Raw genomic sequence first — 25543 nt, forward strand, 5'->3', positions numbered from 1 at the left:
CCATGAAAATACTGGTATTAAATTCCGGTTCTTCCTCTCTCAAATTCCAGCTTTTCTTGAAGGAAGATCTTTCCGTGCTGGCCTCTGGGCTGGTGGAACAGATCGGCGACACCCAGAGCGGGGCCGAACTCACTTTTAATGATTCCTCGGGCCTGAAAAAAAATTTCAGCCGAAAACATTCAATAGCTGATCACCGTGATGCCATCCAGGTAATGTACGAGATGCTGGAGGAAAGCGGGACGCTTGTTAGCACAGGAGAGCTGGCAGGAATTGGACACCGGGTTGTCCATGGCGGAGAATCCTTCCATCTACCAGTCCGTATTGACGCTCACGTCATTGCAGCCATCGAAGAGCTGATTCCTCTTGCCCCTCTCCATAATCCAGCTAATCTTACCGGAATCAGGGTAACCATGGAGCATGCGCCAAAAACTCCCCAGGTTGCTGTCTTTGATACAGCCTTCCATCAATCCATACCCGAGCATGCCTACCTTTACGCCCTTCCCTACAGTTTATACGAGAAACAAAAAGTTCGACGTTACGGTTTTCACGGTACCTCCCATGGATATGTGGCACGACAGGCCGCAGGCCATCTCAAACGACACATTGAGGATTTGCACATTGTTACTCTTCATCTGGGAAACGGAGCCAGTGCCGCAGCCATCAGGGGTGGAGAATGCATTGACACCTCCATGGGGATGACACCGCTTGAAGGGCTGGTCATGGGGACCCGCAGTGGTGATCTTGATCCGGCCATCCTCTTCTATCTCAACCGGGAAATACATATGGGCATGGACGAACTTGACGCCCTGCTCAACAAGGAGAGTGGTTTGAAGGGCATTTGCGGTGAAAACGACATGCGTAGTATCAGTGTTGCTGCGGAACAGGGAGACCGTCAGGCCAGACTTGCTCTTGGCATTTTCTGCTACCGCTTGAAGAAATATATCGGTGCCTATATGGCGGCTCTTGGCGGGGCGGACTGTATCGTGTTCACCGGGGGAATCGGAGAAAATTCGGCAATTGTTCGTGAATTGAGTTGTCAGGGGTTGGAACGACTGGGTATCTCTCTTGACAGGAAGAAAAACACTATCCGCCAAAAGGAGATCTTGGAAATCCACAGCGCTGACAGCCTGATCAACATTCTGGTCATCCCCACCGATGAAGAACATGAGATCGCCAGCCAGACCTTGGGGGTTATTACTTCTTCATAAGCAGCCCACGAGTGACCTGAGTAATGCTGGTTGATAGGTCTATCTTACCCCACACCGGTTCAACGGAGGCAGCACGCCATCCGCTGAACCGGCTAGTAATGATCATTGACCTCAAAGACGCCTATGCTGCAATCAAGCGAGATCGAAACGGTCAAGATTCATGACTTTGTTCCACACTGTTACAAAGTCGCGTAGAAATTTCTCATCATCACTCCCATATACTTCGGCCAAGGCCCGGAGCTCTGAATTCGAACCGAAGATAAGATCGACACGAGTACCGGTCCACTTAAGGTCACCGCTCTTGCGATCACGTCCCTCGAACACGTCCTGGTCTTCCGAGCTTGCCTTCCAGGTCGTGCCCATGTCGAGCAGATTGACGAAGTAGTCATTGGTGAGCGTCTCTGGCCGTTTGGTAAAAACACCATGCTGAGACTGTCCGAAGTTGGCATTTAAGACCCGCATGCCACCAAGGAGAACCGTCATTTCTGAAGGGGTCAGAGTCAGCAGCTGTGCACGGTCAACCAGCATCTCCTCTGCTGTTACAGCATATTTAGCCTTCTGGTAGTTTCGGAACCCGTCTGCCTTTGGTTCAAGCACATGAAATGACACAACGTCGGTTTGCTCCTGCGAGGCATCTGTACGCCCTGGCGTGAAGGGAACGGTCACGTCCTGACCTCCTTTCTTTGCAGCCTGCTCAACACCAGCACATCCACCCAGAACGATTAAATCGGCAATTGACACCTTCTTGCCGTCAGACTGGGCACCGTTGAACTCCTCCTGGATTCTTTCAAGAATCTGAAGCACGGTCGCAAGTTGTTCAGGCTGGTTGACTTCCCAACCTTTCTGCGGCGCAAGTCGAATACGCGCACCGTTTGCTCCGCCACGCATGTCGGAACCACGGAAGGTGGATGCCGATGCCCAGGCGGTGAAAACCAGTTGGGAGACAGGAAGGTTTGATGCAAGGATTTTTGCTTTGAGGTCGGCTATATCCTGCGCATCAATCAATTCATGATCAAGAGCGGGTACCGGATCCTGCCAGATCAGTTCCTCTTCAGGAACCTCCGGACCGAGATATCGTGAGCGAGGTCCCATGTCGCGATGGGTCAGCTTAAACCATGCCCGGGCAAAGGCATCCGCGAACTCCTCAGGATTTTTATGGAACCGTTTCGCAATGGGCGCATAGGTCGGATCCATCCGCAGCGAGAGATCCGCAGTAGTCATGATGGTTGTCACCTTTTTTGACGGATCGTGAGCAGCAGGGGCAAGATCTTTTTCATCCGGATTCACCGGAACCCATTGGTAAGCACCAGCGGGGCTTTTCACAAGGTTCCAGTCATAGCCGAACAGGAGATCAAAATACCCCATATCCCACTGGGTTGGGTTCGATGTCCAGGCACCCTCAATGCCGCTGCTGATGGTGTCACCTCCCCGGCCGCTGCCGTAGCTGGATTTCCAGCCGAATCCCTGTTGCTCGATGGGCGCACCTTCGGGCTCAGGACCGACAAGGGCGGCATCGCCGGCACCGTGACATTTGCCGAAGGTATGGCCGCCGGCTACCAGGGCAACCGTTTCCTCGTCGTTCATGGCCATGCGGGCAAAGGTCTCGCGAACATCCTGACCAGAAGCAACCGCATTCGGTTCACCGTTGGGCCCCTCCGGGTTCACATAGATAAGGCCCATCTGGACTGCGGCAAGCGGGTTCTCAAGATCCCGTTCACCGGAGTAGCGCTGGTCCCCGAGCCAGGTATCCTCGCTGCCCCAGTAGATGTCCTCTTCCGGCTCATATACATCCTCGCGTCCACCTGCAAAACCAAAGGTCTTGAAGCCCATTGATTCAAGGGCACAGTTCCCGGTGAGGATTATGAGATCAGCCCAGGATATCTTATTGCCGTATTTCTTTTTGATTGGCCAGAGCAGCCGGCGTGCCTTATCGAGATTGACATTGTCCGGCCAACTGTTGAGTGGCGCAAGACGTTGATTACCGGTGCCCGCACCACCGCGGCCATCACCCATTCGGTAGGTACCGGCGCTGTGCCAGGCCATTCGGATAAAGAGTCCACCGTAGTGGCCCCAGTCGGCTGGCCACCAGTCCTGCGAGTCGGTCATTAATGTGTAGAGATCCTTTTTAACGGCAGCAAGATCGAGTTTCTTGAATTCCTCAGCATAATTAAACTCCTCCCCCATGGGATTGGACCTGTTGGAGTGCTGGCGTAGAATGTTAAGATTTAACTGCTTTGGCCACCAGTCCTTGTTTGATGTCCCACTGGTACCCGTTGGTTTTGCAGATTTGCCCGTTACCGGGCACTTACTTTGTTCAGTCATTACAGTCCCCCTTAGCTTGAAGGTTTGGATAGTTTAGGAGGGAACAACACTGACCACAGCGCTGTTCCCTTTCAGCTGTGCAGTCTCAGTACATTCTCTATTGAATTTGTACGAAAACAGTTTTTTTTGCTCTACATACCGGGCAGTTCTCGGGAGGCTGACCAAACTCTATATAGCCACAGACTGGACAGAGATAAAAATTGACCTCATCAAGATCCTTGCCACTCTTTACTGCCTCAAGTGCCTTTTGGTAGAGCTCGGCATGAACGGCTTCTGCCTTTACTGCAAAATTGAACATGCGTTTAGCTTTATGTCCCTCTTTCTCTGCCTGCTCAAGCATTGGTGGATACATATCAGTAAATTCATGTGTTTCACCACTTATCGCATCGTTAAGATTTTCAGCAGTTGATCCAACCTTTTCCAAGGCCTTCAAGTGGCCTTCTGCATGAATCCGTTCTGCTTCTGCTGTGGTTCTAAACAGCTTTGCAATATTAGCAAACCCTTCTTTTTCGGCCTTCGCGGCAAAAGCTCTGTATTTCATATTTGCCTGGCTTTCGCCGGCAAAGGCTTCCATAAGGTTTTCAGTTGTCGATCCCATTATCCCACCTCGTTTAATTTAAAAAAGATTAATCATTTTTTTATGATAGTTGTGTTGTTACCAGTTTTCACCAAGTAGCTCAAAATGAGCCTGGCCGTGATCACAGGCCGGACATTTCTCAGGGGCCTCGTTCCCCCTGTGCAGGTAGCCGCAGTTGCGACAGCGCCAGGTAACATCCTCGTCCCGCAGAAAGACCTTGCCAGCTTTGATGTTTTCCATCAGGTCGCGGTAACGCTTTTCGTGTTGCTTCTCCGCCACGGCAATGGCCTCAAAAATAACCGCAATCTCTGCAAAACCTTCTTCCCTCGCAGTGGCTGCAAAGCCCGGGTACATAACGGTGTGCTCATAGTTCTCACCGCCAGCCGCCTCTGCAAGATTCTCCATGGTGCTCCCGATAACCCCGGCCGGAAAAGAACCTGATATTTCCACCTCTCCCCCTTCCAGAAGTTTGAACAGGCGCTTGGCATGTTCTTTTTCCTGGTCAGCGGTCTCCTCAAAAATATGGGAGATCTGGACGTAGCCTTCCTTCTTGGCCTTGGAGGCGAAGTAGGTATAGCGGTTACGTGCCTGAGATTCACCACAGAAGGCGGTGAGAATGTTCTTTTCAGTCTGGCTGTTCTTCAATAAACCCATCTGTTTTCCTCCTTTTGTTGTCTGCGTTTCTTAATCTTGCGATAAATTCACACCCAAAGAAGTGCAGTGTTGGTTTTGAGCAACAACATTTATTCAGTCAATTCGCCCCAATATCTATAGACACCTAAGTAAGAACAGTTCTTACGGGAGGCGCAAAAAAAAATTACTCCTTATTTTGCTCAAGACAGGTGTTGCAGAGCCCGTGCAGTTCCAGATGACGAGATCGTACCTTTCCAATACCAACAACCGTCTCAGGCAGGGTGGCCTTGTCAAAATCCGGCCAGTATATATCCTCGACCTTCCGACAACGATCACAGACAAAGTGGTGATGCTGTGTCAGATTGACGTCAAAAAGATTACGCTTATTGGCAAGATGCAATTTTCTGGTAATACCTAATTCGTCGAAAGTGGCCAATGTACGATAGACGGTGTCCAGAGCTACAGTCGGTATCCTCTTCTGTAGACGAACATGTATATCCTCCGCTGAAGGGTGATCCGTAGCATTCATCAACTCCTTAAATATTTCAAGGCGTTGATGTGTGAGCTTAATACCGGCCTCTTCACAGATACTTCTGATCCGGTCAATACTCTTATTATTAAACCCCTGACGTTCCATTGAGCAGCCATTAAGAATTGTTCTTAACTAAGATACTATATCGAGACATGAACCATGTCAAGAAATATTTAAAGAAAGTTTGAATGGTGAAAGACTCAACTACTGATACCAAAGAACTTTAAATGAACGGCAGACATGACAGGTGACAACTATGCATCAGTCACTATAAACACTGCCGACTTCCCAATTTCATTCAATATCAAGACAACAATTTCTCAAGACATCTTTCCATATTAAATAACTGAAATGGCTTGCTCAGAAAACCATCAGGTTTGTTTCCTTTACCTTCATTAAATGGTAAATCATCTTCAGAATATCCACTGCTCAACAAAATCGGCAAGGTCGGGTTGATTCCTCTAATTATATTCATGGCTTCAATACCATCTGTTTTGGGCATTGAAATGTCGAGTACAATTGCACAAAAATCAATATCATTTTTACTGATTTTTTCTACAGCCTCTTGACCATCCATGGCTGTATGAACAGTAAACCCCAACAGTTCAAGCATTTGCCTTCCAACATCAAGAACCATCTCTTCATCATCGGCAATGAGTATATTTCCAGATAACTGTACCGCTTCACTCTGGCAATCATCCGAGGGTATCATTTTCTGAGTTGGGGAAACGGAAGGTAGCAGTACCCTGACAGTTGTTCCCTGCCCACGAACACTCTCAATCGTTATTGCTCCGTGGTGTGACTGCATAACGCCTACGGTCAATGCGAGGCCAAGTCCTCTTCCAACAAATCTGGTGGTGAAAAACGGTTCAAAGATTCGTGACAAATCACGTGGCTCAACCCCATGGCCCGTATCTTTTATTTGGCAATATGTATAAACACCATCTTTAATGCTGTCATTTTGAAACGCCACAGGGAACAGATCCGTCGTAAAAAAATCAGTTCCAAATGATATCTGAATCGTCCCTACGCCACCATCCAATGCTTCAATGCCATTGGTTAATATGCTCTCTATTACCTCTTTGATCTGCTGCTGATCCATGGAACAGTAGAGCCGTTTTTCAGAAGGAGTGAACCGTAGAGCAATCGAAGGATGTAAGAGTGTTTGTAATGTAGTAACACTTTCTCTGACAAGTATATCGAGAGGAATATCCTGGCGTTTAAGCGGTCGTTGTCCTACGTAACTCAGCATCATAGAACCAACCTGAGATGCCCCACTAGCTGCCTTTGCGGCACTTGATGCCATCTCATACTCACTGGAGCCTGCGGGTAAGGTAAGAGTCATAAGCTCCAGATTACCCTGTACTACCATCATGGCATTATTAAAACGATGAGCAATTGCTCCCGCCATGGTCTTAAGACTTTGAAGTTTCCTTAATTGTTCCTTTTGTAAACTTGCTTCTAACTTCTGGTCCTCTTGGTTTTTTCTCTCCGTAATATCAATGGCAACTGACAAGCGCACAAGTTTTCCGTTTGCCCAGGGAATCGCCTGATCGTGCACTTCATACCATCTATTAACTCTATAGTTGTAAAGTTCCCATATATAAGGATCTGTTGAATTCCCATCATCATCTATCAGTTTATCATTTGTGCAGAATTCACAGGGGCCAGTCTTGTTTTTATGGATTGATTGCCAACAAATTTGGCCTGTCAGATCCTTTCCCCAAACGTTTGTCATGTAATCGTTCGTGTAAAGTATCTCACCAGAGTTAATATCGGTAATATAAATTGCTGCATCGAGATTGTTAAAAACAGCTTCAAGCTGAAGTTTACTATATTTCAGTGCTGCGTCTACTTTCTTTCGGTCTGTAACATCCCTGACAATTGATAGGGTATAGGGTGTACCCTTCACCATAAAAGAGTGGTCGCTGATCTCTACCTCAAGGTGCCTGCCATCCTTACACATGAGGGTGATTTCGAATATACAATTTCCACCCTTCTTTTTCTTTTCTTCTACAATCCCAGGAATCACAGACAATTTCTCTGGTACAACAAGATTATCGGGAGAAAAGCTTAGAAGTTCCTCACTGCTATAACCAAGCATCTCTGATGCTTTCTGGTTTATCTTGATAAATTTTGATGGCATCCCATCCGGGGAAGTGTGATAAACAAAAATAGCGTCATTTGCACTTTCAAAGAGCATCCGGTAGTTTTCTTCACTTACTCGCAACGCATCCTCTGCCTGCTTGCGCTCGGAAATATCCCGTATAAAAGCAACAAATTGGTTTTCTGTTGCTAGAAAGGTTGTGCTGATTTCTACTTGAAAGGTACTACCGTCTTTTCTCCTGTGCACAGTTTCAAAACGAGCTGATCCCGTTGTTTGTATTTTATTAATTGAATTCGCTGTCTCATGAGCAGTCTCAAGCGCCTCTATATCGGAGATACTCATGTTGAGCAGTTCAGCCTTACTGTATCCACTCATACCGCAATAGGTTGAATTAACGTCCAATAGCTTCCCGCACGTACTCACAAGCCAAAAACCATCCAGTGTCGTCTGAATGATATTATCATAAAAATCGTTACCAGCTTTTTGGTTAAACTCTTTACAAGGAGGTCGGTTTTCCATTTAGGGTTATTCCGTTTGCTTTATCAAAGGCAATACAATCGTCCTCTGTGTTGATTCCTAATTCCTTATAAGACTAAGAACCGTTTTCTAAAACAATATCACAAAAGATGTTGAGTATGAAATTGAAACGCAGATAGATGAGCAATAATGAGGAACGGGCAATAGAAAAAGAAATCCGCCGGAAACCTAATTTAGCCAAAAAACAGGATCTATTACGCATACGCCCCGATTTCTTCCCCCCTCTCAAAAAAAAAAAAAACGATTTGGTAGTAATAAAAACATGCCTCAAAGAAAATCCATATAGGTAGAATACGTATTTTGCAGAACAATTTCGTCTTCAGGGAATAATCTGTGTATGATCGACACTTAGGTTGGCAAATAGAATAAGGCGGCAAAAAAAAAGCGAGACTACCTTTTTGGTAGCCTCGCTTAGTAATGGACAGTATGACTCTGAATTAAATGGCGTCAGCCCCACGCTCTCCGGTTCGTACTCTCAGTACGTCTTCCACCGGAATGATAAAGATCTTTCCATCTCCTATCTTGCCACTGAGGGCTGCCTCACGGATCGTCTCCATCACCTTCTCGACAAGATCGGCGGCAACAACCAGTTCTATCTTAATCTTCGGGTTGAAATCAACCACATATTCTGCTCCGCGATACATCTCTTTATGGCCCTTCTGCCGACCATATCCTTTAACTTCGGTGATGGTCATGCCGCTGATACCAATTTCATTCAGGGCCTCCTTTACCGATTCAAGCTTGAATGGCTTGATGATTGCCTCTATTTTTTTCATGATACTCTCCTGTCATTAAACTATTTGGCTAATTAATCTCTGGTGAATTCCGGATAGGCATCAAGACCGCACTCGGCAATATCAACACCTTCCATCTCTTCTTCTTCGCTGACCCGAACACCCATGACTGCCTTAAGAACCAGCCACACAACAAGAGAAGTACCAAAGGTCCAGCCAAAGATGGTTCCAATACCGATAAGCTGTTTAATCAGCGAACCATCGGGATTGGTAAAGGCGACAGCGATAAGTCCCCAGGTACCAACTACGCCATGCACAGAGATTGCACCTACAGGATCATCGACTTTTGCCTTATCTATAAAGATAATAGCGGGAACAACCAGCAGGCCACCGATAACACCTACCATGGTGGCAATGCCTGGAGTAGGTGTTAATGGCTCAGCAGTTATAGCAACTAGTCCTGCCAGCGCACCATTGAGAGCCATGGTAAGGTCAGCCTTACCAAACCAGAGACGGGAGAGCAGCAGGGCTGCAACAAGACCTCCAGCAGCAGCGGTATTGGTATTGACAAAGACCATGGACACGGCATTCGCCTCGACGATGTTACTGATCTTTAATTCGGATCCGCCATTAAACCCAAACCAGCCAAGCCAGAGGATAAAGGTTCCAAGGGTTGCAAGGGGAAGGTTACAGCCGGGAATAGCATTGATTTTGCCTCCTGAATATTTTCCCTTACGAGCACCAAGTACCAGTACACCAGCCAGGGCAGCAGATGCGCCACAGAGATGAACCAGACCGGAACCTGCGAAATCAAGAAAACCGAGGGCGTCAAGAAAACCTCCGCCCCATTTCCAGTAACCGCTGACAGGATAGATAAATCCGGTCATGACAACTGCAAAGGCAAGGAATGTCCAGAGTTTCATCCGCTCTGCAACGGCACCGGAAACAATGGACATGGCCGTTGCCACAAAGACAACCTGAAAAAAGAAGTCTGACATATTGGAATAATATGTTTCCCCACCGCTCTTCAGGACTTCATCAACTCCGTTATCGGGGCCAAGAAAAAAGCTGAGTCCGGGAATAAAACTGTTAACAGCATCACCGTACATGATGTTGTACCCGACAATAAGATACATCAGGCAAGCGATGGCATAGAGAGCCACATTTTTGGTGAGAATCTCCACCGTGTTTTTTCCTCTGACCAGACCTGCTTCAAGCATGGCAAAGCCCGCGGCCATCCACATAACCAGAGCGCCGGACATGAGAAAATAAAACGTGTCCACTGAATAGGCCAGCTGGATCAGATTATCGGCAACACTGGATGCAGCAGCTGCCTCTTCGGCAATGGCCGGCCCTGCCAAAGCAAGCCCGGAGAGAACTGCCACTCCTCCCCAGAACGTCTTTCGAGTCATTGTTACACTGTTCTTCACTGTAGTTCCTCCTGTTTCATACGGGTTGTGCCAGATTGCACCGATTATTGCTTATACTGGGTGTAAAGCAATGTCTGTGCCAATAACTGGAACTTTTCGATTTACGATGTGAACTCAGCCTGTCGGAGCATCACATACTGCGTCCCACATAAAAGGAACCTGAACAAATAACAAATATGTGCTATTTTTAAATAGCAAACTTACAAATTTGTCACATGTGCTTAAAGCAAGAAGCCACACAATGCTTCCGTGATTCCTTTCAGCTTTTATCAATCTAGCGAATCCGCACAACTATCAGGAGTTATAGAAATCATTTTGCAGTACCAACAAAGCTGGCACGGAGCGTGTAATGAAACAGACAGACATTGTTTTAAACTGTTCATATTAATCCTTTGTGTAAAACTTCCATAGCACCCTTATTATCTGAAACTTCTGAACAGGGATACCAAAAACGCTATCGTGAAAAGTAAAATTCTTGTTTTACAGCATGTTGACTGGAGAAATCCTGGCCGCTTTTTGCTCAATCTTGCCAACAAACTTTCAGTTGAACTCCAAATAGTTAAGAGCTGGAAAGAACCGATTCCACAGGGCAATGACTTCGACGCATTAATACTTCTAGGCGGAGTCGTAAGTGGTTCTGAAAAAGAAAACAGGGCACTCTTTGAAAAAGAAACAGATTTTCTGACCAAATGGCTCCTTCTTGACAAACCCTGTCTTGGTTTTTGTCTTGGGCATCAGGCCATGCTCGAAGCATTTCAGGCAAAAACCACCCCTAATTTTGTTAACAGTATCGGATTCATTGACGGCCATCTCACCCACGATGGCCGACTCCACCCTCTTTTCAAAGGTTTTGATCCAACATTTTCTCTTTTCAAATGGCATACCCATGCCATCCAGACACCGGTGCCACCAAATTACATCCTGCTTGCCACTTCAAGCGACTGCGTTGTTGAAGCATTCACCATTAAGGGCAGGCCACATATTATTGGATTGCAGTTCGACAATCATGCCGCACACCCCGATGATATTCGCCGCTGGTTACAGAGCGACAAGGACTGGCTGAACAGTTTGTCCCTAGGCAAAACGTACGGTGACGAGCTCTTAAAAGACGCAGAACGCTCTCGTAAAAAAAATCAGCAAATATTCACCAAACTAATCAGTAATTTTATATCACAGATCAAGGACACAAAGAGAAATTGAGCAGTATTGACTGTGTATCCAAAAGCTAATCAAAATTATTACGATGAACAAAAGCAAGCGAAAGCCAACAAAGATAATCGACACAACACTGAGAGAAGGAGAACAAACCCCTGGCGTTTATTTTGATCTCAGCGTGAAGAAGCAGATAACCAGAGGACTTGCAGACATTGGTGTTGACGAGATCGAAATTGGCATTGCCAACAAAGCAAACACTGACCTCGGAGCACTTGCAGAATTCATTCGTACCACATACCCACATCAGTCCTTTTCTCTGTGGGCCCGATGCATGGAAGCAGATATTGACCATGGAGCCTCTCTGCGCCCGAGCTGCCTTTCTTTATCTATTCCGGCATCGGATCTTCATCTCAATAAAAAACTCGGCAAAGACAGGACATGGGCTCTAAAACAACTGAAACGCTCCATCCAACAGGCGCTATCAGCAGGAGTACCAAAAGTCGCGCTGGGTCTTGAAGATGCCAGCCGGGCGGATATTTCCTTCCTCAGGGAACTGGCACAGGCAGCAGAGGAAGCCGGAGCTTTCCGTCTGCGCCTCGCTGACACGGTGGGTATCTGCACCCCTAGCACTATTGTCCAACTGCTTGAGGTGATGAGTGGACTGAAGCTGGAGTTGGCTGTGCACTGTCATAACGATTTCGGAATGGCTACGGCCAATACAATTACAGCCCTGGAGAATGGGGCCATCTGGGGAGATACCACCCTGCTGGGACTTGGTGAGCGAGCTGGAAACAGCCGTCTCGAAGAAGTTATTGCCTTTTTTGTTCTGCAAAAAAAAACAGGGCATTACAATCTTGCAGGCCTTTCCGAATTAAGCAGGATGGTGGCCAGGGAGAGCGGACAGGAGATACCACCATTTCGTCCTATTATTGGGAATGCTCTTTTCTTCTGCGAAACCGGTATTCATCTCCAGGGAATTTTCGCAGACCCAACCACCTATGAACCTTTTTCCCCTGAGACCATCGGTGCCTCGCGCACACTTCTCATCGGCCGCCAGGCAGGGCGACGCAGCATTCTTGCCACTCTCAGCAGGCTTGGTCTGACAGCGCCCGACGAACCCGAACTTGCTCGCCTTACTCAGCAAATACGTTCACTGGCCATCAGCCGGAGACGCCCCCTGGGAGACCACGAAATTTTAGAGTTGCTGAATTCTCAAGCCTGAGCCAGCTCTTCAGGACGGAGGCTTTTCCACTTTTTGTTATTTTTTGGCGGCAATTTTCCGTGGAAGCGTGCCAGCCAGTTGGTGCACAGGAGCACCGTTTTTCATCTGGGCGTAGAGCTTCCCAGATGAGCCAAATACGGACTGGATTCTGACATTACATTTTGCTGTAAATTGAGGCGCTCTTACCTCAAGAGCATTAATGAAATTTGCCGCCACCGCCACTTGCAGAGATGGGGAATTTTCGGCCAATAGCAAAGAGGGATAGAAAAGAAGAAAAACAATGAGAATTCTGATCTTGAAAAACCTCGTGTGGCCACTCTTTATTCTGCCTGAGCGAAAGCGGGTTTTGATAGGTTGAATTTTTTAATACGATACCCCATCTGGCGCTGGGTGAGACCAAGCTCCCTTGCTGCCCGCGCCTGTACCCAGCCGTTTCGGCGAAGCGAGGCCTCGATTTCCAATCGCTCCAGATCTTTCAGTGAATTGTGAGTTGATAGTGGCTTCCCTGCCGGCTTTGTGAGAACTCCTCTCGCCTGCGGGCTGGGTGCGGACAACCCTATCAAATGCACATTAAGAGCTTCTGGCTGTATGGTCTCTTTGTCGGCCAGTATCACCAGCCTCTCGATCAGATTTTGCAATTCTCGAACATTCCCTGGCCATTCATAGGTTGTGAGAAAGTCGAGGGAAGCATCTGCAAGTTTCACCTTCCTGTTATTTCTCTCATTACTTGAACGGAGAAAGTGATCGATAAGCAGCGGTATGTCGTGTCGTCTTTCACGAAGCGCTGGAAGCTGAATGGGCACAACGTTTAACCGATAATAAAGGTCGGCACGGAACAGCCCCTGGTCTACGCTACTCTGGAGGTCAACGTTGGTGGCGGCAATAATCCTGACATCAACGGCGAGTGTGCGGGTGCCACCGATTCGCTCAAACTTCTGTTCCTGTAACACCCGTAGCAGTTTTGCCTGAAGGAGAATGGGAAGTTCACCGATCTCGTCAAGAAAAATAGTGCCGCCATCGGCCAGTTCAAACCTGCCGGGTTTTGCTGTCGTAGCTCCGGTAAAGGCCCCCTTGTCGTGTCCCAGGAGTTCGCTTTCCAGAAGATTTTCAGGAAGCGCAGCACAGTTGACCTTGATATAGGGTTTGTCTCTTCGTGTACTGGTTTCATGGAGGGCACGTGCTACCAACTCTTTTCCGGTGCCAGATTCTCCAAGGAGGAGAACTGTGGCCCGACTGGGTGCTATTTTCTCAACAAGTCGGTAAACTTCCTGCATGGCAGGCGAATTGCCAATAATGTAATGACGATTAAAACGACTGTGCAACTCAGCCTTCAGAGATTTGTTTTCTTCGACCAGTTTTTCTTCTTTTTGGGAAATGGCGTGGTGGAGCATCAAAAACTGGCCGATGAGGGTGGCCAGAATTTCAAGAAAGCTCATATCTTCCTCAAAAGAGACATCGGGCCCGAAGAGGTGATCCACAGTGAGCACACCAACGGTGTTTTTTTCAACCTTGACAGGCACCCCGAGAAAGGAGAGCTTCTCTTTTCTGATCTGGCTCCTGGCTCCGGTGCGATTCAGAAACAGGGGTTCACTGTCAATGTCGGGCACGACACATGGAGAGCCGGACTGAAAAATCTGCCCGCATATCCCTTCAGAAAGACCATATATGCCTCGACGCTCTTCTTCTATACTGAGGCCATAAGAGGCTCTGATGGATAATCGCTGCCTGTTGGGGTCAAGAAGAACAAGGGTGGCCCGCTCCATGTGGAGAATATCGTGAAGTACCTTCAGGATTCTACTGAGAGTGGTGTCAAAATGGACTGCGTCACCAATAAGCTTACAGACCTCCGAGAGGGCTCGAATCTTCAGGATCTCCAGGTGGCATGTTACTGGTGGCGCCGCATCTTTAAATGTCTTCTCCATGTGCAACCTCTTGTATTGGCCGTAATACGAATCTTGCTGTTTACTGCCTGGACAGTATATTTTTTACATTGAATTGCAAAAAACATACCATGCTGAAAATGCGCTCTTTCACGGGCCGCTTTGTAGGAAAAGTTACAAAATTGAACACTAGCTACTTTTTGTTTGCACGGATTTGTTAATTGTTTACCCCTCAGTCATGATGCGGTAACGCTCAGCTCGAGGTTGGATACCATCATGCTCTTCCCCTCACCACGAAAGCTTCCTGAAACCGGAGCTGCAGAGTCGGCCCTTGGCCCCGCAGCCAGTGCCACGTGACGATCAGCTATTGCAAGTCCAACGGTGGGATCAAAGCCCTTCCAGCCGGCTCCGGGTAAGTAAACCTCAGCCCAGGCATGCAGGTAATTTTTACTATTTGGAAAACCTTCATGATAGCCGCTGACAAAGCGGGATCCAATCCCCTGGCTACGGCAACATGCCATGAACAGCCAGGTCAGGTCACGGCAGGCCCCCCTGCGTTCACGCAGTGTCTTTGAAGGTTCATACGGAGGACCTTCCTCGCGTAAAATCACCACGCATGTTGCGTAAAGCCGTTCGTTGAGTAACTGGAGGAAAGTCAGGGTGTCCCAGTTCGCTTCAGCAGCAATCTGATTGGAAAAAGTTGCCACCTCAGGCTCAGTGGTATCGGAAAGATATGGTTTAACAGTTGACAGGCATCTCCCTTCCCTGCTCAGCGGTAGGCGAGTCGCCTCCTCTTTGAGAAGAAATGCGAACGGATTGGTACAAAAGGTGACCACTTTGCTGTTCACCGTAACTACAAAACAATCAGTCATACCATTAAACCAGGCAACATGTTCCATATTGCCATCAAGGTCACGGCACTCAGTTAATCCGGCCGGATGCGGGCTGATATCAATGGTAAAATTAAGCAGCTGCTGCATTCCATTGGTTCGCGGTTTGAGTCTGATGGTCTGAGGTTCAAGAAAAACAGGGTTCTCGTATCGATATGTTGTAGTGTGGGTTGCGGAAAATATCATATCAGTTCTCCTGGTTCATTATACATATCGGTCAGTGGATGCAGAGACAGTTCAACCATGCACTTGCCTTGAGTGGGAAAGAGTTCTACTACAGGCACTCCTCGACGTCATCACAGTCCGGCCAGCCAGGCCAGAAGCACCTTTTTTTTAATTCTGACGTGAAGATCCGCCCTGATCTTGGCCTCCATACTTTCCCGTGTCAGTTTTTCAGCCGCTATAATTTTTTCACAGCGCAACACATGAAACCCCATATTAGACTCAACTATCTCGCTTATCTCTCCAGCTTCCATTTTAAAAAGAGTCTCCTCCAGGCTGGGATAAATTTGGCCTCGAGAGACTGGACTAATACTTCCCCCCTTCAAGGCTGAAGGACACTCGGAATAGCGCAGTGCCAGTTCACTGAAATCCACATCTGAAGACAGGGCTTTCTCACGTACTTTTGTTATTCTCACCAGGGCTGCCCGGCGGCTGTTATCAGGAAACTGGTCATTAATGGTTACCAGGATATGACGCAGGCACCTTTGTTCCGGTTTTTCATCAACTGCAGATGTAAGTATTTCGGCTACCTGTTCCTTACCAGGAGGTTCAGCACGATCTGCAACCAGAGACATGGTCGCGTCTACGGCAAGGTCTGCCTCAAGGGCCTTGGCCATGGTTTCATTATCCAGATTATTTATCCTCAGATCCTGCTCAAAAGCATCAACTGATTCATAGCGACTGGCAATTTTTGCCATTGCCTCCTTAATGGATCTTGCTGGGACAACCACCTCCATACCTTCTTTGCTTTTTAAAATCTTTTTCTGCAGAGTGCACTCATCTTCTGCCCGTTTTCTCACAGCTCTCAAGGAATGAGAATCGAGTTTGTGGGGTGCACAGTGAAACATCTGCAGGGAAAATTTAAGCATACTATAAGAGAGTAATGGCTGTACCATAAATATCACCTTGCAATGGAAATGGTTGTGTATCTACCTGTTTGTATCACTATGCAAGATTGTGACCATCTGTTTTAATCTCTTTCACCCACCTCCACTCCCTTTCCCTTTTCAACAGGTGTTATTTGTCAATTTTCGCTGTCATGAGGGGCGTTGTCCACACAGGGACACGCTGTTCAGCAGCTAGCCTTTTTATATCACATCGAAAAAATGCCCCTGCCATTGTTTTACCAAGCGTCGAAGGTACTACCATTTTGTAGAGTTTTTTCCAAAATGTAAACAACCTCACCAAAAAGGTAGCTTCTCCCTTGAAGAGAACCCTTCCCTCCTCCTAGCATAACCACCTGTTATCAAGGAACATAAATGAATTTAATTTTCTGGCACACGCTTTGAATAGTCATCACTGAAACGAATCAACTACGGGGAGGACTTTAAAGACCAGCCTCGAATAAATAATACGGCTGTTGTTGCACAAGAAGCCAGCCGGCTAATTCAAACGAAGGAGTCATACCATGAGGAAAGTAGCTATTTACGGAAAAGGCGGCATCGGCAAATCCACCACCACCCAGAACACAGTCGCTGGCCTGGTTGAGTTGGGACGGAAGGTAATGGTAGTGGGCTGTGACCCTAAAGCGGATTCGACTCGTCTGCTTCTGGGTGGACTGGCGCAGAAATCGGTTCTTGATACCCTGCGTGAAGAGGGAGAGGATGTGGAACTGGAGGACATCCGTAAACTCGGTTATGGGGGAACATGGTGCGTTGAGTCCGGTGGCCCTGAGCCTGGAGTAGGTTGTGCGGGACGTGGAATTATCACCTCCATCAATATGCTGGAGTCTCTTGGTGCCTACGAAGAGAGCGAGGAACTTGATTACGCCTTTTATGATGTTCTTGGTGATGTTGTCTGCGGCGGTTTTGCCATGCCAATTCGTGATGGTAAGGCAGAAGAAATCTACATTGTTGTTTCCGGTGAAATGATGGCCATGTATGCAGCCAACAATATCAGTAAGGGAATAGTAAAGTTTGCCCAGTCCGGGTCGGTTCGTCTGGGCGGCCTGATCTGCAACTCACGCGCTGTCGACAATGAGGCGGAAATGATAGAAAAATTTGCAGCAAAACTGGGAACCAAGATGATCCACTTTGTCCCTCGTCATAACGATGTCCAACGTGCTGAGATTAACCGTAAGACTGTTATTGAGTGGAACCCGGAACTCCCTCAGGCCCAGGTTTATCGTGACCTGGCAAAGGCGATTGATGAAAACACGGATTTTGTTATCCCAACCCCAATGGAAATCGAAGTGCTCGAAGAACTGCTCATGGATTACGGCTTGATGCAGGCAGCATAAGGCGTCTCAGAAAAAACACTTTTAAAAATTATTAAAACATACCGGCATGATACGAGAGATGCCGAAAAGTTGGAGATACAGTTATGATGATAATGATTCGCTCAATTATTCGACCTGAAAAAGCAGATGCCGTTATGGCGGCACTCATGGATGCAGGCTTTCCTGCAGTTACAAAATATGCAGTGGCGGGCCGTGGAAAACAGCGCGGTATCAAAATTGGTGACATCACCTATGACGAACTCCCCAAGGTGATGTTGATGAGTGTGGTGAATGCAGAAGAAAAGGAATTCGTCATTGATACCATCATGAACACAGCACGTTCAAAGGGCAAGGGTGCCTTTGGTGACGGGAAGATTTTTGTAAGTGATGTGGAGGAGTCCTACACTATCAGTTCCGGTACAAAAGAAACTGCAGCCGCATCTGAGGGGGTACCGGCATGAAAGAGGTAATCGCTATTGTGCGTATAAATATGATGAATCAGACAAAGCGGGCTCTCACTGATTGTGGTGTCGACGCCTTCTTTGCCCATGAGGCCCATGGCCGAGGGAAGGGATTCGTTAATCCCAGGATTCTCGAAGGAGTAGAGCATGGCTACGAGGAAGCCGCCTCCCTCCTCGGAGAAAAAGGGAAACTCTATCCCAAACGTTTACTCACGGCCGTGGTGGAAGACAGCATGGTTGGCTGTGTGGTGGACACGATCATCAACACAAATCAGACCGGCATGCCCGGTGACGGGAAAGTGTTTGTTTTGCCCCTTAAAAATGCTATCCGGGTACGAACAGGTGAGACGGGCGAAAAAGCCATTGTTTGATTTCAGGCTTTTCAAATAATAAACAACAAGAAAGCCTAACCAGAAGGAGTGCTGAAATGGTAACAGCGACTAAGAAAAAAATGGTGCAGTGGGATCCTGCCGATGTCAAAGCGGAATTGATTAAAAAGTATCCGCCCAAGGTAGCCCGTAAACGCGCCAAGCAAATAATGATTAACGAGGCATTGGAGAACGAAACGCCTGAAATTACGGCTAATGTCCGCACAACTCCAGGTATTATCACTATGCGTGGCTGTACCTATGCCGGGTGCAAGGGCGTTATCATGGGTCCAACTCGGGATATCGTCAACCTGGTACATGGCCCCATCGGGTGCAGTTTTTATGCCTGGCTGACCCGCCGCAACCAGACCGATGCAGGTCCGGATGGAGACAACTTTATAAATTATTGTTTTTCAACTGACATGCAGGAGCAGGACATCATCTTTGGTGGGGAAAAGAAGCTGGCAGCAGCAGTGCAGGAGATTTATGACCTCATGCATCCTAAATCCATAGCAATATTTGCAACCTGCCCCGTGGGTTTGATCGGTGATGATATTCACACCGTAGCCAAGAACATGAAGGATAAGTTGGGTGACTGTAATGTCTACGCCTTTTCCTGTGAAGGCTACAAAGGGGTGAGCCAGTCTGCAGGTCACCACATTGCCAACAACCAGGTGTTCAGACACATTGTCGGTGAAAATGATACCCCAACAGAAGGCGAGTTTAAAATTAACCTTTTAGGTGAATACAATATCGGTGGCGATGGCTTTGAGATTGACCGTATCTTTAAAAAATGCGGTATCACTAACATTGCAACCTTTTCCGGTAACTCAACCTATGACCAGTTTGCCACGGCTCATCAGGCTGATCTGAACGCGGTGATGTGTCATCGCTCCATTAACTACGTAGCGGATATGCTGGAAACCAAATTCGGTATTCCATGGATAAAAGTAAACTTTATAGGGGCGAATGCCACAGCCAAATCTCTGAGAAAAATTGCTGCCTATTTTGAAGACCAGGCGCTCATAGACCGGGTTGAAGCAGTGATCAAGGAAGAAATGCCCGAGGTTGAGACTGCTGTTGCCGATATACGAAGTCGTACGGAAGGCAAAACCGCCATGCTTTTTGTTGGTGGTTCCAGGGCTCACCATTACCAGGAACTTTTCAAGGAAGTGGGGATGAAAATCATTTCAGCCGGTTACGAATTTGCCCACCGCGATGATTATGAAGGACGCCAAGTACTACCAAATCTGAAGGTAGATGCAGACAGTAGGAATATTGAAGAAATTGAGGTTGAGGCTGATGCAACCCGCTTTAAGCCACGCAAAACACCTGTGCAACTGGTAGCGCTGGAAGATGCCGGAGTGAAGTTCAAGCATTATGACGGACTGGCACCTGATATGGAAGAAGGCACTCTGATTATCGATGACCTGAATCAGTATGAGGCCGAAAAACTGGTGGAGATCATGAAACCGGATATTTTCTGTGCCGGAATCAAAGAAAAGTTTTCCATTATGAAACTGGGTGTGCCGATGAAACAACTGCACAGCTACGACTCCGGCGGCCCCTATGCCGGATTCCAGGGCGCCATTAACTTCTATCATGAGATTGACAGGCTGACCAGCTCCAAAGTCTGGACCTACCTGAAAGCTCCCTGGCAGGAGAGCCCCGAACTCACTGCCGCCTACGTATGGGAATAAACTGAGACTGAAGGTGGAAGGTGCACAGGCTGAAGGGGAACAGACAAAAGATCTGTCCAGCATTCAGTCTTCACTCTTCAGCCGGATCACCTACTCTAAGAGGTATAAACAAATGCTATTACGTCACACACGAAAAGAAATAGGGGAGCGCAAGGCCGTCAGTATCAACCCTGCAAAAACCTGCCAGCCCATCGGAGCCATGTATGCGGCTCTCGGCATTCATGGCTGTCTGCCCCACAGTCACGGTTCCCAGGGGTGCTGTGCCTATCACCGATCGGCTCTGACCCGTCATTACAAAGAGCCCATTTCGGCAGCCACTTCCTCCTTCACAGAAGGGGCCTCAGTCTTTGGCGGCCAGGCCAATCTCCTCCAGGGGATTAATAATATTTTCTCTGTTTATGAGCCGGATGTAATTGCCGTTCATACCACCTGTCTTTCAGAAACCATTGGCGACGATTTGCCCCAGATCAGGAAAAAGGCCCAGACAGAGGGAAAAATACCTGAAGGAAAATATGTGATAGGAGCCTCCACTCCGAGCTATGTGGGGTCGCATGTCACCGGTTTTTCCAACATGGTTAAATCCATGATTGAATTTTCGGAAAAAACAGGCAGGAAAAACGGCAAAATCAATATTATCCCAGGCTGGGTAGAACCCTGCGACATGGAAGAAATCAAGCGTATGGCCAAACTCACGGGAGTGGAAACAATTATGTTTCCTGACACCTCAGGTGTTTTAAATGCTCCCATGACCGGCGAGTACAAAATGTTCCCGGATGGTGGCACAACCATAGCGGAACTGAAATCCACAGGAGATTCTACCGGTACCCTTGCACTCGGCGAATGGTGTTCAGCTGATGCAGCCAGAGTGCTTGACAAGAAATGTAAGGTTCCTTGCAGGGTGCTGGACATGCCCTTTGGTCTCAAGGCCACCGATCGTTTTGTCGATGCCATGAGAACCATCGCAGGGGTTTCCGTTTCAGACGAACTGGCTGTTGAACGTGGACAGTTGGTGGATATGATCACTGATATGCACCAGTATTTTTATAAGAAAAAAGTCGCCATTGCCGGTGATCCGGATCAGGTCATCGCCATGGTTGAGTTTCTCGTTTCAATTGACATGTGTCCGGTTCACGTGGTCACCGGAACACCTGGCAAGAAGTTTGAAAAACGGATTAAAGAAATCACAAAAGATAAAGGTTTTGAAGTGAATGTAAAAGCCAGAGGTGATCTCTTTCTTCTCCATCAGTGGATACAGAACGAACCGGTGGATCTTCTGATCTGCAATACCTACGGTAAGTACATTGCACGGGATGAGGATATTCCCTTTTTGCGGTGGGGATTCCCAATACTTGATCGCCAGGGCCATCAGTACTTTCCCACTGTTGGATATAAGGGTGGATTGCGTCTGCTGGAAAAAATTCTTGGTCTGCTTCTTGATCGCAAGGATCGGGATGATCCTGAAGAGTCATTCGAACTGGTTCTGTAAGGAGTACAGCCATGTATGATGGAACTTACACAGACCATATGGCGCTGCATGTCAAGCTGCCCATTGCTCCCCAGGCCAATCATCGACTAAGCGGGGCTGCAGATAGTAAAATAGATTCCACGTCCCTGGTTCCCGCCGAGGCCGTGGCCTGGGTGCAGGCACTCCGCAAAGGAGGGAAAAAAATTCAATCTATTGAACTCTGTGGCCCTGGTGATGTTCTGGCTTCGGTTCCGACTACTTTGAATTGTCTGGAGCTTCTCCAGCCTGAAATTCATGATGCTGAACTTTCTTTGACCACTATCGGCCTGGGAGCCGCATCATTGGCCTCCACTCTGGCTCATTTTGGCGTAAAAACAGTGAACCTGCTGGTGGATACCGTCTCAGCTGAAACAGCAATGAAACGGTATGTATGGATCCGTCCTGCCAAAAAGAACGTCCCGATAACCCAGGCGTCCAGAATACTTATCAGTGCCCAGGCCGAGGCTGTACAGGCCTTAAAAGATGCTGGCATCAGAGTGATTGTACGATGCACTCTGGCTGCCGGAGTCAATGATGGAGAAGTTGCAGCCATTGCAAAAAAAATGGCAGGTCTGGGCGCCGGGGCTATGGAAATTGATGGAGAAGATGGCACCTACCTGGAAAAACTGTCCGGACTGGCTTCTACCTATCTGCCTGCGGCAGTCTACCAGGCTGCACCGGAGCTTCCACCTCCGGGAACACCAAACTCGTGTGCGGATATCAGCATGCCTAAACCAACAGAAGGACGGCCGAATGTCGCTGTGGTCAGTACCAATGGAATGGATGTTGATATGCATCTTGGCCAGGCACCACAGGTACTGATCTACGGCCCCCGAGACGATGGTTTGGCCTGTCTCCTGATGGCCCGGCAGACACCAGGCACTGGCGGTGGTCCCAATCGCTGGAAGATCCTGGCTGAAGAGTGTCTCCACGACTGCTTTGCCCTTCTGGCAACCCATGCCGGTGATACACCCCGAAAAGAACTTGCCGAGCTTGGGATCCAGGTGATTCTCACTGAAGACAATGTGGAAGGCCTGGTGGATGTCCTTTACGGCGGTGGTAAAAAAAAGAAATGTAAAAAATAGAGGAGAAGTACAATGGCTTTACCGGAAAGAATGATCCTTGTCTGCCAGTCGTTTCGTGTGGTTGGGGACAAGAAGGGAATCTGCCATAAGGGTACCGACGGGTTTCTGCAATACATTGAAGAAGAGGTGCTGGATCGTGGGCTTGATTGTCTCGTCACCGCCACCACCTGCCTCAAGCAGTGCGACAACGGCCCCATCATGGTTATCCAGCCAGAAAACTGGTGGTTTAAAGGGGTTTCCAGTGAAGAGGCAATTGATGCCATCCTCGATGGCCTGGAAGATGGTGAGCCCGCGTCGGAATATCTGATTGGATAAAAACAATACCTGATTACCATCGAAACTCAGCTTTGCAACCCAGAGTTGTTCCGTGTCGATTATATGGGACGCCATAAGGACTGAAGAAAACAATGGCCGACATCATCTTTTATGAAAAGCCCGGATGTATCAATGGTGAGAAACAGAAAGCCATACTCCGGGCCGGGGGACACTCTTTACATTGCCTGGACATCCTCAATTTTCCGTGGACACGTGAAAAACTTCTGGCCTTTGTAATGGGAAAGAATCCTGTGGAAATGATAAATCAGACCGCCCCGGCGATAAAGCGTGGTGAAATCGTACCAAAACAGCTCACATTTAATGAAGCCGTCGACATGATGTTGCTGGATCCCATCCTAATCAAAAGACCTCTTATTGAGGTGGATGGTATGGCTATTCAAGGCTTTATGGACTCGCGTCTCACCCCCTACCTGGGAGACTGGGACAACAGTGTCGATGTGGTAACCTGTCCCAATCTGCAGGGCATTTCCTGTGATGAACAGAAGAGGGAAACCAATGACATTTAAGTCACACCTTGAATCCCGTGGAGAACGATGTCCGAAATGTGATTCCAGGGCAATAAAAACCAGTGATACACCGAAAAAGATACGTACTGACACGGTACATGTTGCCATGTTCTGTGCCACCTGTGGTGCCAGATGGCGAAATATTTATACTCTCAGCAAATCCGAAGAATTGTAGAAATGATCAACTCATCCATTGCAGGTATGTGTGTGCGTCAGGCCAGGAAAGCCGATCTTGATGAGCTGGCTGGCCTGCTTCAGCAGCTTTTTACAATTGAGGAAGATTTCCGTTTCGATGCCGCCCGGCAACACCGGGGACTCGAAATGCTGCTTGATCGTGATGGTGCTGTTGTTCTCGTTGCCGAAAAAGAGAACAACGTTATCGGCATGTGTACCGGGCAACTTATGATATCCACTGCCGAGGGTGGGCATTCCCTGCTTGTTGAAGATGTGGTGGTGGATGAGCAATGGCGAGGGAGAGGTATCGGCACCGGACTGCTCAAGGCTTTGGAAGATTGGGGAGAAAAAAAGAAAGTATCCCGTTACCAGCTTCTGGCAGATAAGTCGAATGATGCGGGGATCAGATTTTACCGTAAACACAACTGGCAGCAAACAGAACTTATCTGTCTGCGTAAACACCCATTGATGGGTACCAGCAAAGGAAAGGGATAAAGAGATCATGAACAATACAAAGGTGGCAACACCCCCCTCCATGGTGGGATTTGGCGATATCAAGGGTAAACCGGAACCTATCGATGATTGGGATATTTTTCTCCATGATGGCGATGCCTTTTTGAAAACGGGCCTTGCTGCCCACACAAAAGGAAAAAAGGCCTTTACTCCTGAGATCCTTTACAACATCGTTGCCATGGCCATTGAAAAATTTGTAATGGCCGCCCTTATGCAGCGTGGTGCTCTGCCATACAACCATACTATGGGGGATCTGGTTGAGGCCATGGATGAAGTATTTCCTGATGCCATGGGCGATCTGAAAAATAGTCTCCTTGATCTTGACCGTTACCAGGAGATTTGCGATGTGGATACCTTTACTGTCATCCCTCCTGCTTTTGAGGAAATCCCAAAGATGCTGACTCTGGCAGAGAGGATGCAAACTCTGGCATACCAAACAACAGGGGAGATAGAAAAATGACGCTGAGACCACTGGGTACTGTGAGGGAAATTCTTGAATCTGCAGGAATGGGACTCTCCTACGCATACGAAGATCTGGTTTTCCTGGAACACAACGGCTTCCTGCTTCAGTTTACCGACAGGTCGCAGGAAGTACTGATACACATCAATGAAGAAGCAAAAGAAGAAGACCTGGCTTTTTCCCTGACACTGTTACAGGGGAAGGCTAAAGAAAACAGGATGGTTTTTAGCAGAGGGAGTTATTACCGGTTGAGCCAGGCTGATGAGGAAAATATCCGAATCGAGTTTTTACCAACTGAAAAATCTGTGAACTAAGGAGAATACAATGGCCAGAGAAGATGTTGAGAAGTTGTTAATCGCCGGTGGAGAAGACAAACACCTGCGGGCAAAATATGATGTACCGGCAACCAGGGAGGAGTTTGTTGAGCTGGCTGCCAGTGAGGGGTATGAGTTTACTGTCGAAGAACTTGACGCTATTCTTAAAGAGTCCGGAGATGTCTTCGAAAAAAATGGAAATCCCCCAAAACGCTCAATCTGGTGGACATAGATAGTATTTAGGGGAGCCTCGAAAGACAGCTTTTCAAGGTCCTTTTAAAGGGTGTACTTGCAATAGACAGTAGTGTAATGGTTTGTTTTTTTAAATATCAGACCTGATTACTGGCCATTTATGATAGAGGTGGAATGGAAAAAGCAGAATCAACTGAATGATTCTGCTTTTCTCGTTTTTGTTACTTCAGACCTTAGCTTGGTACAGGTGCCCATGCCCCTCC

27 protein-coding genes are annotated in these 25543 nt (G+C 47.7%); 16 read left to right on the top strand and 11 right to left on the bottom strand.

Annotated elements, in window-relative coordinates:
- The first annotated feature begins 2 nt into the window (after positions 1 to 2).
- Entirely contained in the window at positions 3 to 1208 is a 1206-nt protein-coding gene (locus UWK_RS01625) for an acetate/propionate family kinase (protein ID WP_015402603.1), read from the top strand.
- Positions 1209 to 1340: 132 nt separating this feature from the next.
- Here the strand turns inward: UWK_RS01625 and katG are convergent, their stop codons facing one another.
- From katG to UWK_RS01660, 7 genes are all read right to left on the bottom strand, one after another.
- Positions 1341 to 3530, bottom strand: coding sequence for a catalase/peroxidase HPI (gene katG, locus UWK_RS01630; protein ID WP_015402605.1), 2190 nt, complete (start codon positions 3528 to 3530; stop codon positions 1341 to 1343).
- Positions 3531 to 3627: 97 nt separating this feature from the next.
- Complete coding sequence (locus UWK_RS01635; RefSeq protein WP_015402606.1) at positions 3628 to 4128, bottom strand: rubrerythrin family protein; 501 nt, start codon at positions 4126 to 4128, stop codon at positions 3628 to 3630.
- A 57-nt stretch (positions 4129 to 4185) separates the two neighbouring features.
- A complete protein-coding gene (rbr, locus tag UWK_RS01640; protein WP_015402607.1) occupies positions 4186 to 4761 on the bottom strand; it encodes a rubrerythrin in 576 nt (191 codons plus the stop codon).
- A 163-nt stretch (positions 4762 to 4924) separates the two neighbouring features.
- Positions 4925 to 5377 (bottom strand): Fur family transcriptional regulator, encoded by a 453-nt coding sequence (locus UWK_RS01645; RefSeq protein ID WP_015402608.1) that lies wholly within the window; start codon positions 5375 to 5377, stop codon positions 4925 to 4927.
- 199 nt (positions 5378 to 5576) lie between these two features.
- Positions 5577 to 7898, bottom strand: coding sequence for a PAS domain S-box protein (locus tag UWK_RS01650; protein WP_015402609.1), 2322 nt, complete (start codon positions 7896 to 7898; stop codon positions 5577 to 5579).
- 455 nt (positions 7899 to 8353) lie between these two features.
- Positions 8354 to 8692, bottom strand: coding sequence for a P-II family nitrogen regulator (locus UWK_RS01655; RefSeq protein WP_015402491.1), 339 nt, complete (start codon positions 8690 to 8692; stop codon positions 8354 to 8356).
- Between the two features lie 32 nt (positions 8693 to 8724).
- Complete coding sequence (locus tag UWK_RS01660) at positions 8725 to 10080, bottom strand: ammonium transporter (RefSeq protein WP_015402610.1); 1356 nt, start codon at positions 10078 to 10080, stop codon at positions 8725 to 8727.
- A 459-nt stretch (positions 10081 to 10539) separates the two neighbouring features.
- Between UWK_RS01660 and UWK_RS01665 the strand changes: the two genes are divergently transcribed.
- Together UWK_RS01665 and UWK_RS01670 are read left to right on the top strand one after the other, a co-directional pair.
- Positions 10540 to 11280: a type 1 glutamine amidotransferase gene (locus tag UWK_RS01665; protein ID WP_015402611.1), complete on the top strand. Its 741-nt coding sequence runs from the start codon at positions 10540 to 10542 to the stop codon at positions 11278 to 11280.
- Positions 11281 to 11323: 43 nt separating this feature from the next.
- Positions 11324 to 12457 carry a homocitrate synthase/isopropylmalate synthase family protein gene (locus UWK_RS01670; protein WP_015402612.1) on the top strand — a complete coding sequence of 378 codons (1134 nt, stop codon included), beginning with the start codon at positions 11324 to 11326 and terminating at the stop codon, positions 12455 to 12457.
- 36 nt (positions 12458 to 12493) lie between these two features.
- Here UWK_RS01670 and UWK_RS20090 read toward each other — a convergent pair whose 3' ends face one another.
- The 4 genes from UWK_RS20090 to UWK_RS01690 form a co-directional block, all read right to left on the bottom strand.
- Entirely contained in the window at positions 12494 to 12679 is a 186-nt protein-coding gene (locus tag UWK_RS20090; RefSeq protein ID WP_407637476.1) for a substrate-binding domain-containing protein, read from the bottom strand.
- Between the two features lie 98 nt (positions 12680 to 12777).
- Positions 12778 to 14379 (bottom strand): nif-specific transcriptional activator NifA, encoded by a 1602-nt coding sequence (nifA, locus tag UWK_RS01680; RefSeq protein WP_015402613.1) that lies wholly within the window; start codon positions 14377 to 14379, stop codon positions 12778 to 12780.
- Positions 14380 to 14573: 194 nt separating this feature from the next.
- Entirely contained in the window at positions 14574 to 15413 is an 840-nt protein-coding gene (locus UWK_RS01685; RefSeq protein WP_015402614.1) for a transglutaminase family protein, read from the bottom strand.
- Between the two features lie 110 nt (positions 15414 to 15523).
- A complete protein-coding gene (locus UWK_RS01690; RefSeq protein ID WP_015402615.1) occupies positions 15524 to 16345 on the bottom strand; it encodes a peptidylprolyl isomerase in 822 nt (273 codons plus the stop codon).
- A 512-nt stretch (positions 16346 to 16857) separates the two neighbouring features.
- Here UWK_RS01690 and nifH point away from each other — a divergent pair.
- From nifH to UWK_RS01755, 13 genes are all read left to right on the top strand, one after another.
- Positions 16858 to 17688, top strand: coding sequence for a nitrogenase iron protein (nifH, locus tag UWK_RS01695; protein WP_015402616.1), 831 nt, complete (start codon positions 16858 to 16860; stop codon positions 17686 to 17688).
- Positions 17689 to 17771: 83 nt separating this feature from the next.
- A complete protein-coding gene (locus UWK_RS01700) occupies positions 17772 to 18128 on the top strand; it encodes a P-II family nitrogen regulator (RefSeq protein ID WP_015402617.1) in 357 nt (118 codons plus the stop codon).
- Entirely contained in the window at positions 18125 to 18499 is a 375-nt protein-coding gene (locus tag UWK_RS01705) for a P-II family nitrogen regulator (RefSeq protein ID WP_015402618.1), read from the top strand. The genes UWK_RS01700 and UWK_RS01705 overlap by 4 nt, the downstream gene beginning before the upstream one ends.
- A 56-nt stretch (positions 18500 to 18555) precedes the next feature.
- Positions 18556 to 20196: a nitrogenase molybdenum-iron protein alpha chain gene (gene nifD / locus UWK_RS01710; protein WP_015402619.1), complete on the top strand. Its 1641-nt coding sequence runs from the start codon at positions 18556 to 18558 to the stop codon at positions 20194 to 20196.
- A gap of 112 nt (positions 20197 to 20308) precedes the next feature.
- Positions 20309 to 21682, top strand: a complete 1374-nt coding sequence (gene nifK, locus UWK_RS01715; RefSeq protein WP_015402620.1) for a nitrogenase molybdenum-iron protein subunit beta — start codon at positions 20309 to 20311, stop codon at positions 21680 to 21682.
- An 11-nt stretch (positions 21683 to 21693) separates the two neighbouring features.
- Entirely contained in the window at positions 21694 to 22785 is a 1092-nt protein-coding gene (locus UWK_RS01720) for a NifB/NifX family molybdenum-iron cluster-binding protein (RefSeq protein ID WP_015402621.1), read from the top strand.
- Positions 22786 to 22797: 12 nt separating this feature from the next.
- A complete protein-coding gene (locus UWK_RS01725) occupies positions 22798 to 23100 on the top strand; it encodes a (2Fe-2S) ferredoxin domain-containing protein (protein ID WP_015402622.1) in 303 nt (100 codons plus the stop codon).
- A gap of 92 nt (positions 23101 to 23192) precedes the next feature.
- Entirely contained in the window at positions 23193 to 23627 is a 435-nt protein-coding gene (locus UWK_RS01730) for an ArsC/Spx/MgsR family protein (RefSeq protein WP_015402623.1), read from the top strand.
- Complete coding sequence (locus tag UWK_RS01735) at positions 23617 to 23802, top strand: hypothetical protein (RefSeq protein WP_015402624.1); 186 nt, start codon at positions 23617 to 23619, stop codon at positions 23800 to 23802. Before UWK_RS01730 ends, UWK_RS01735 begins: the two co-directional genes overlap by 11 nt.
- Before the next feature lie 2 nt (positions 23803 to 23804).
- Positions 23805 to 24296: a GNAT family N-acetyltransferase gene (locus UWK_RS01740; protein ID WP_015402625.1), complete on the top strand. Its 492-nt coding sequence runs from the start codon at positions 23805 to 23807 to the stop codon at positions 24294 to 24296.
- Positions 24297 to 24303: 7 nt separating this feature from the next.
- On the top strand, positions 24304 to 24774 hold the full coding sequence (locus UWK_RS01745; RefSeq protein ID WP_015402626.1) for a hypothetical protein: 471 nt from the start codon (positions 24304 to 24306) through the stop codon (positions 24772 to 24774).
- Positions 24771 to 25088, top strand: a complete 318-nt coding sequence (locus UWK_RS01750; RefSeq protein WP_015402627.1) for a hypothetical protein — start codon at positions 24771 to 24773, stop codon at positions 25086 to 25088. The genes UWK_RS01745 and UWK_RS01750 overlap by 4 nt, the downstream gene beginning before the upstream one ends.
- Positions 25089 to 25098: 10 nt before the next feature.
- Positions 25099 to 25320 (top strand): Nif11-like leader peptide family natural product precursor, encoded by a 222-nt coding sequence (locus tag UWK_RS01755; protein WP_015402628.1) that lies wholly within the window; start codon positions 25099 to 25101, stop codon positions 25318 to 25320.
- Positions 25321 to 25543 lie beyond the last annotated feature (223 nt).

This window comes from Desulfocapsa sulfexigens DSM 10523 (assembly GCF_000341395.1).
GTDB lineage: Bacteria > Desulfobacterota > Desulfobulbia > Desulfobulbales > Desulfocapsaceae > Desulfocapsa > Desulfocapsa sulfexigens.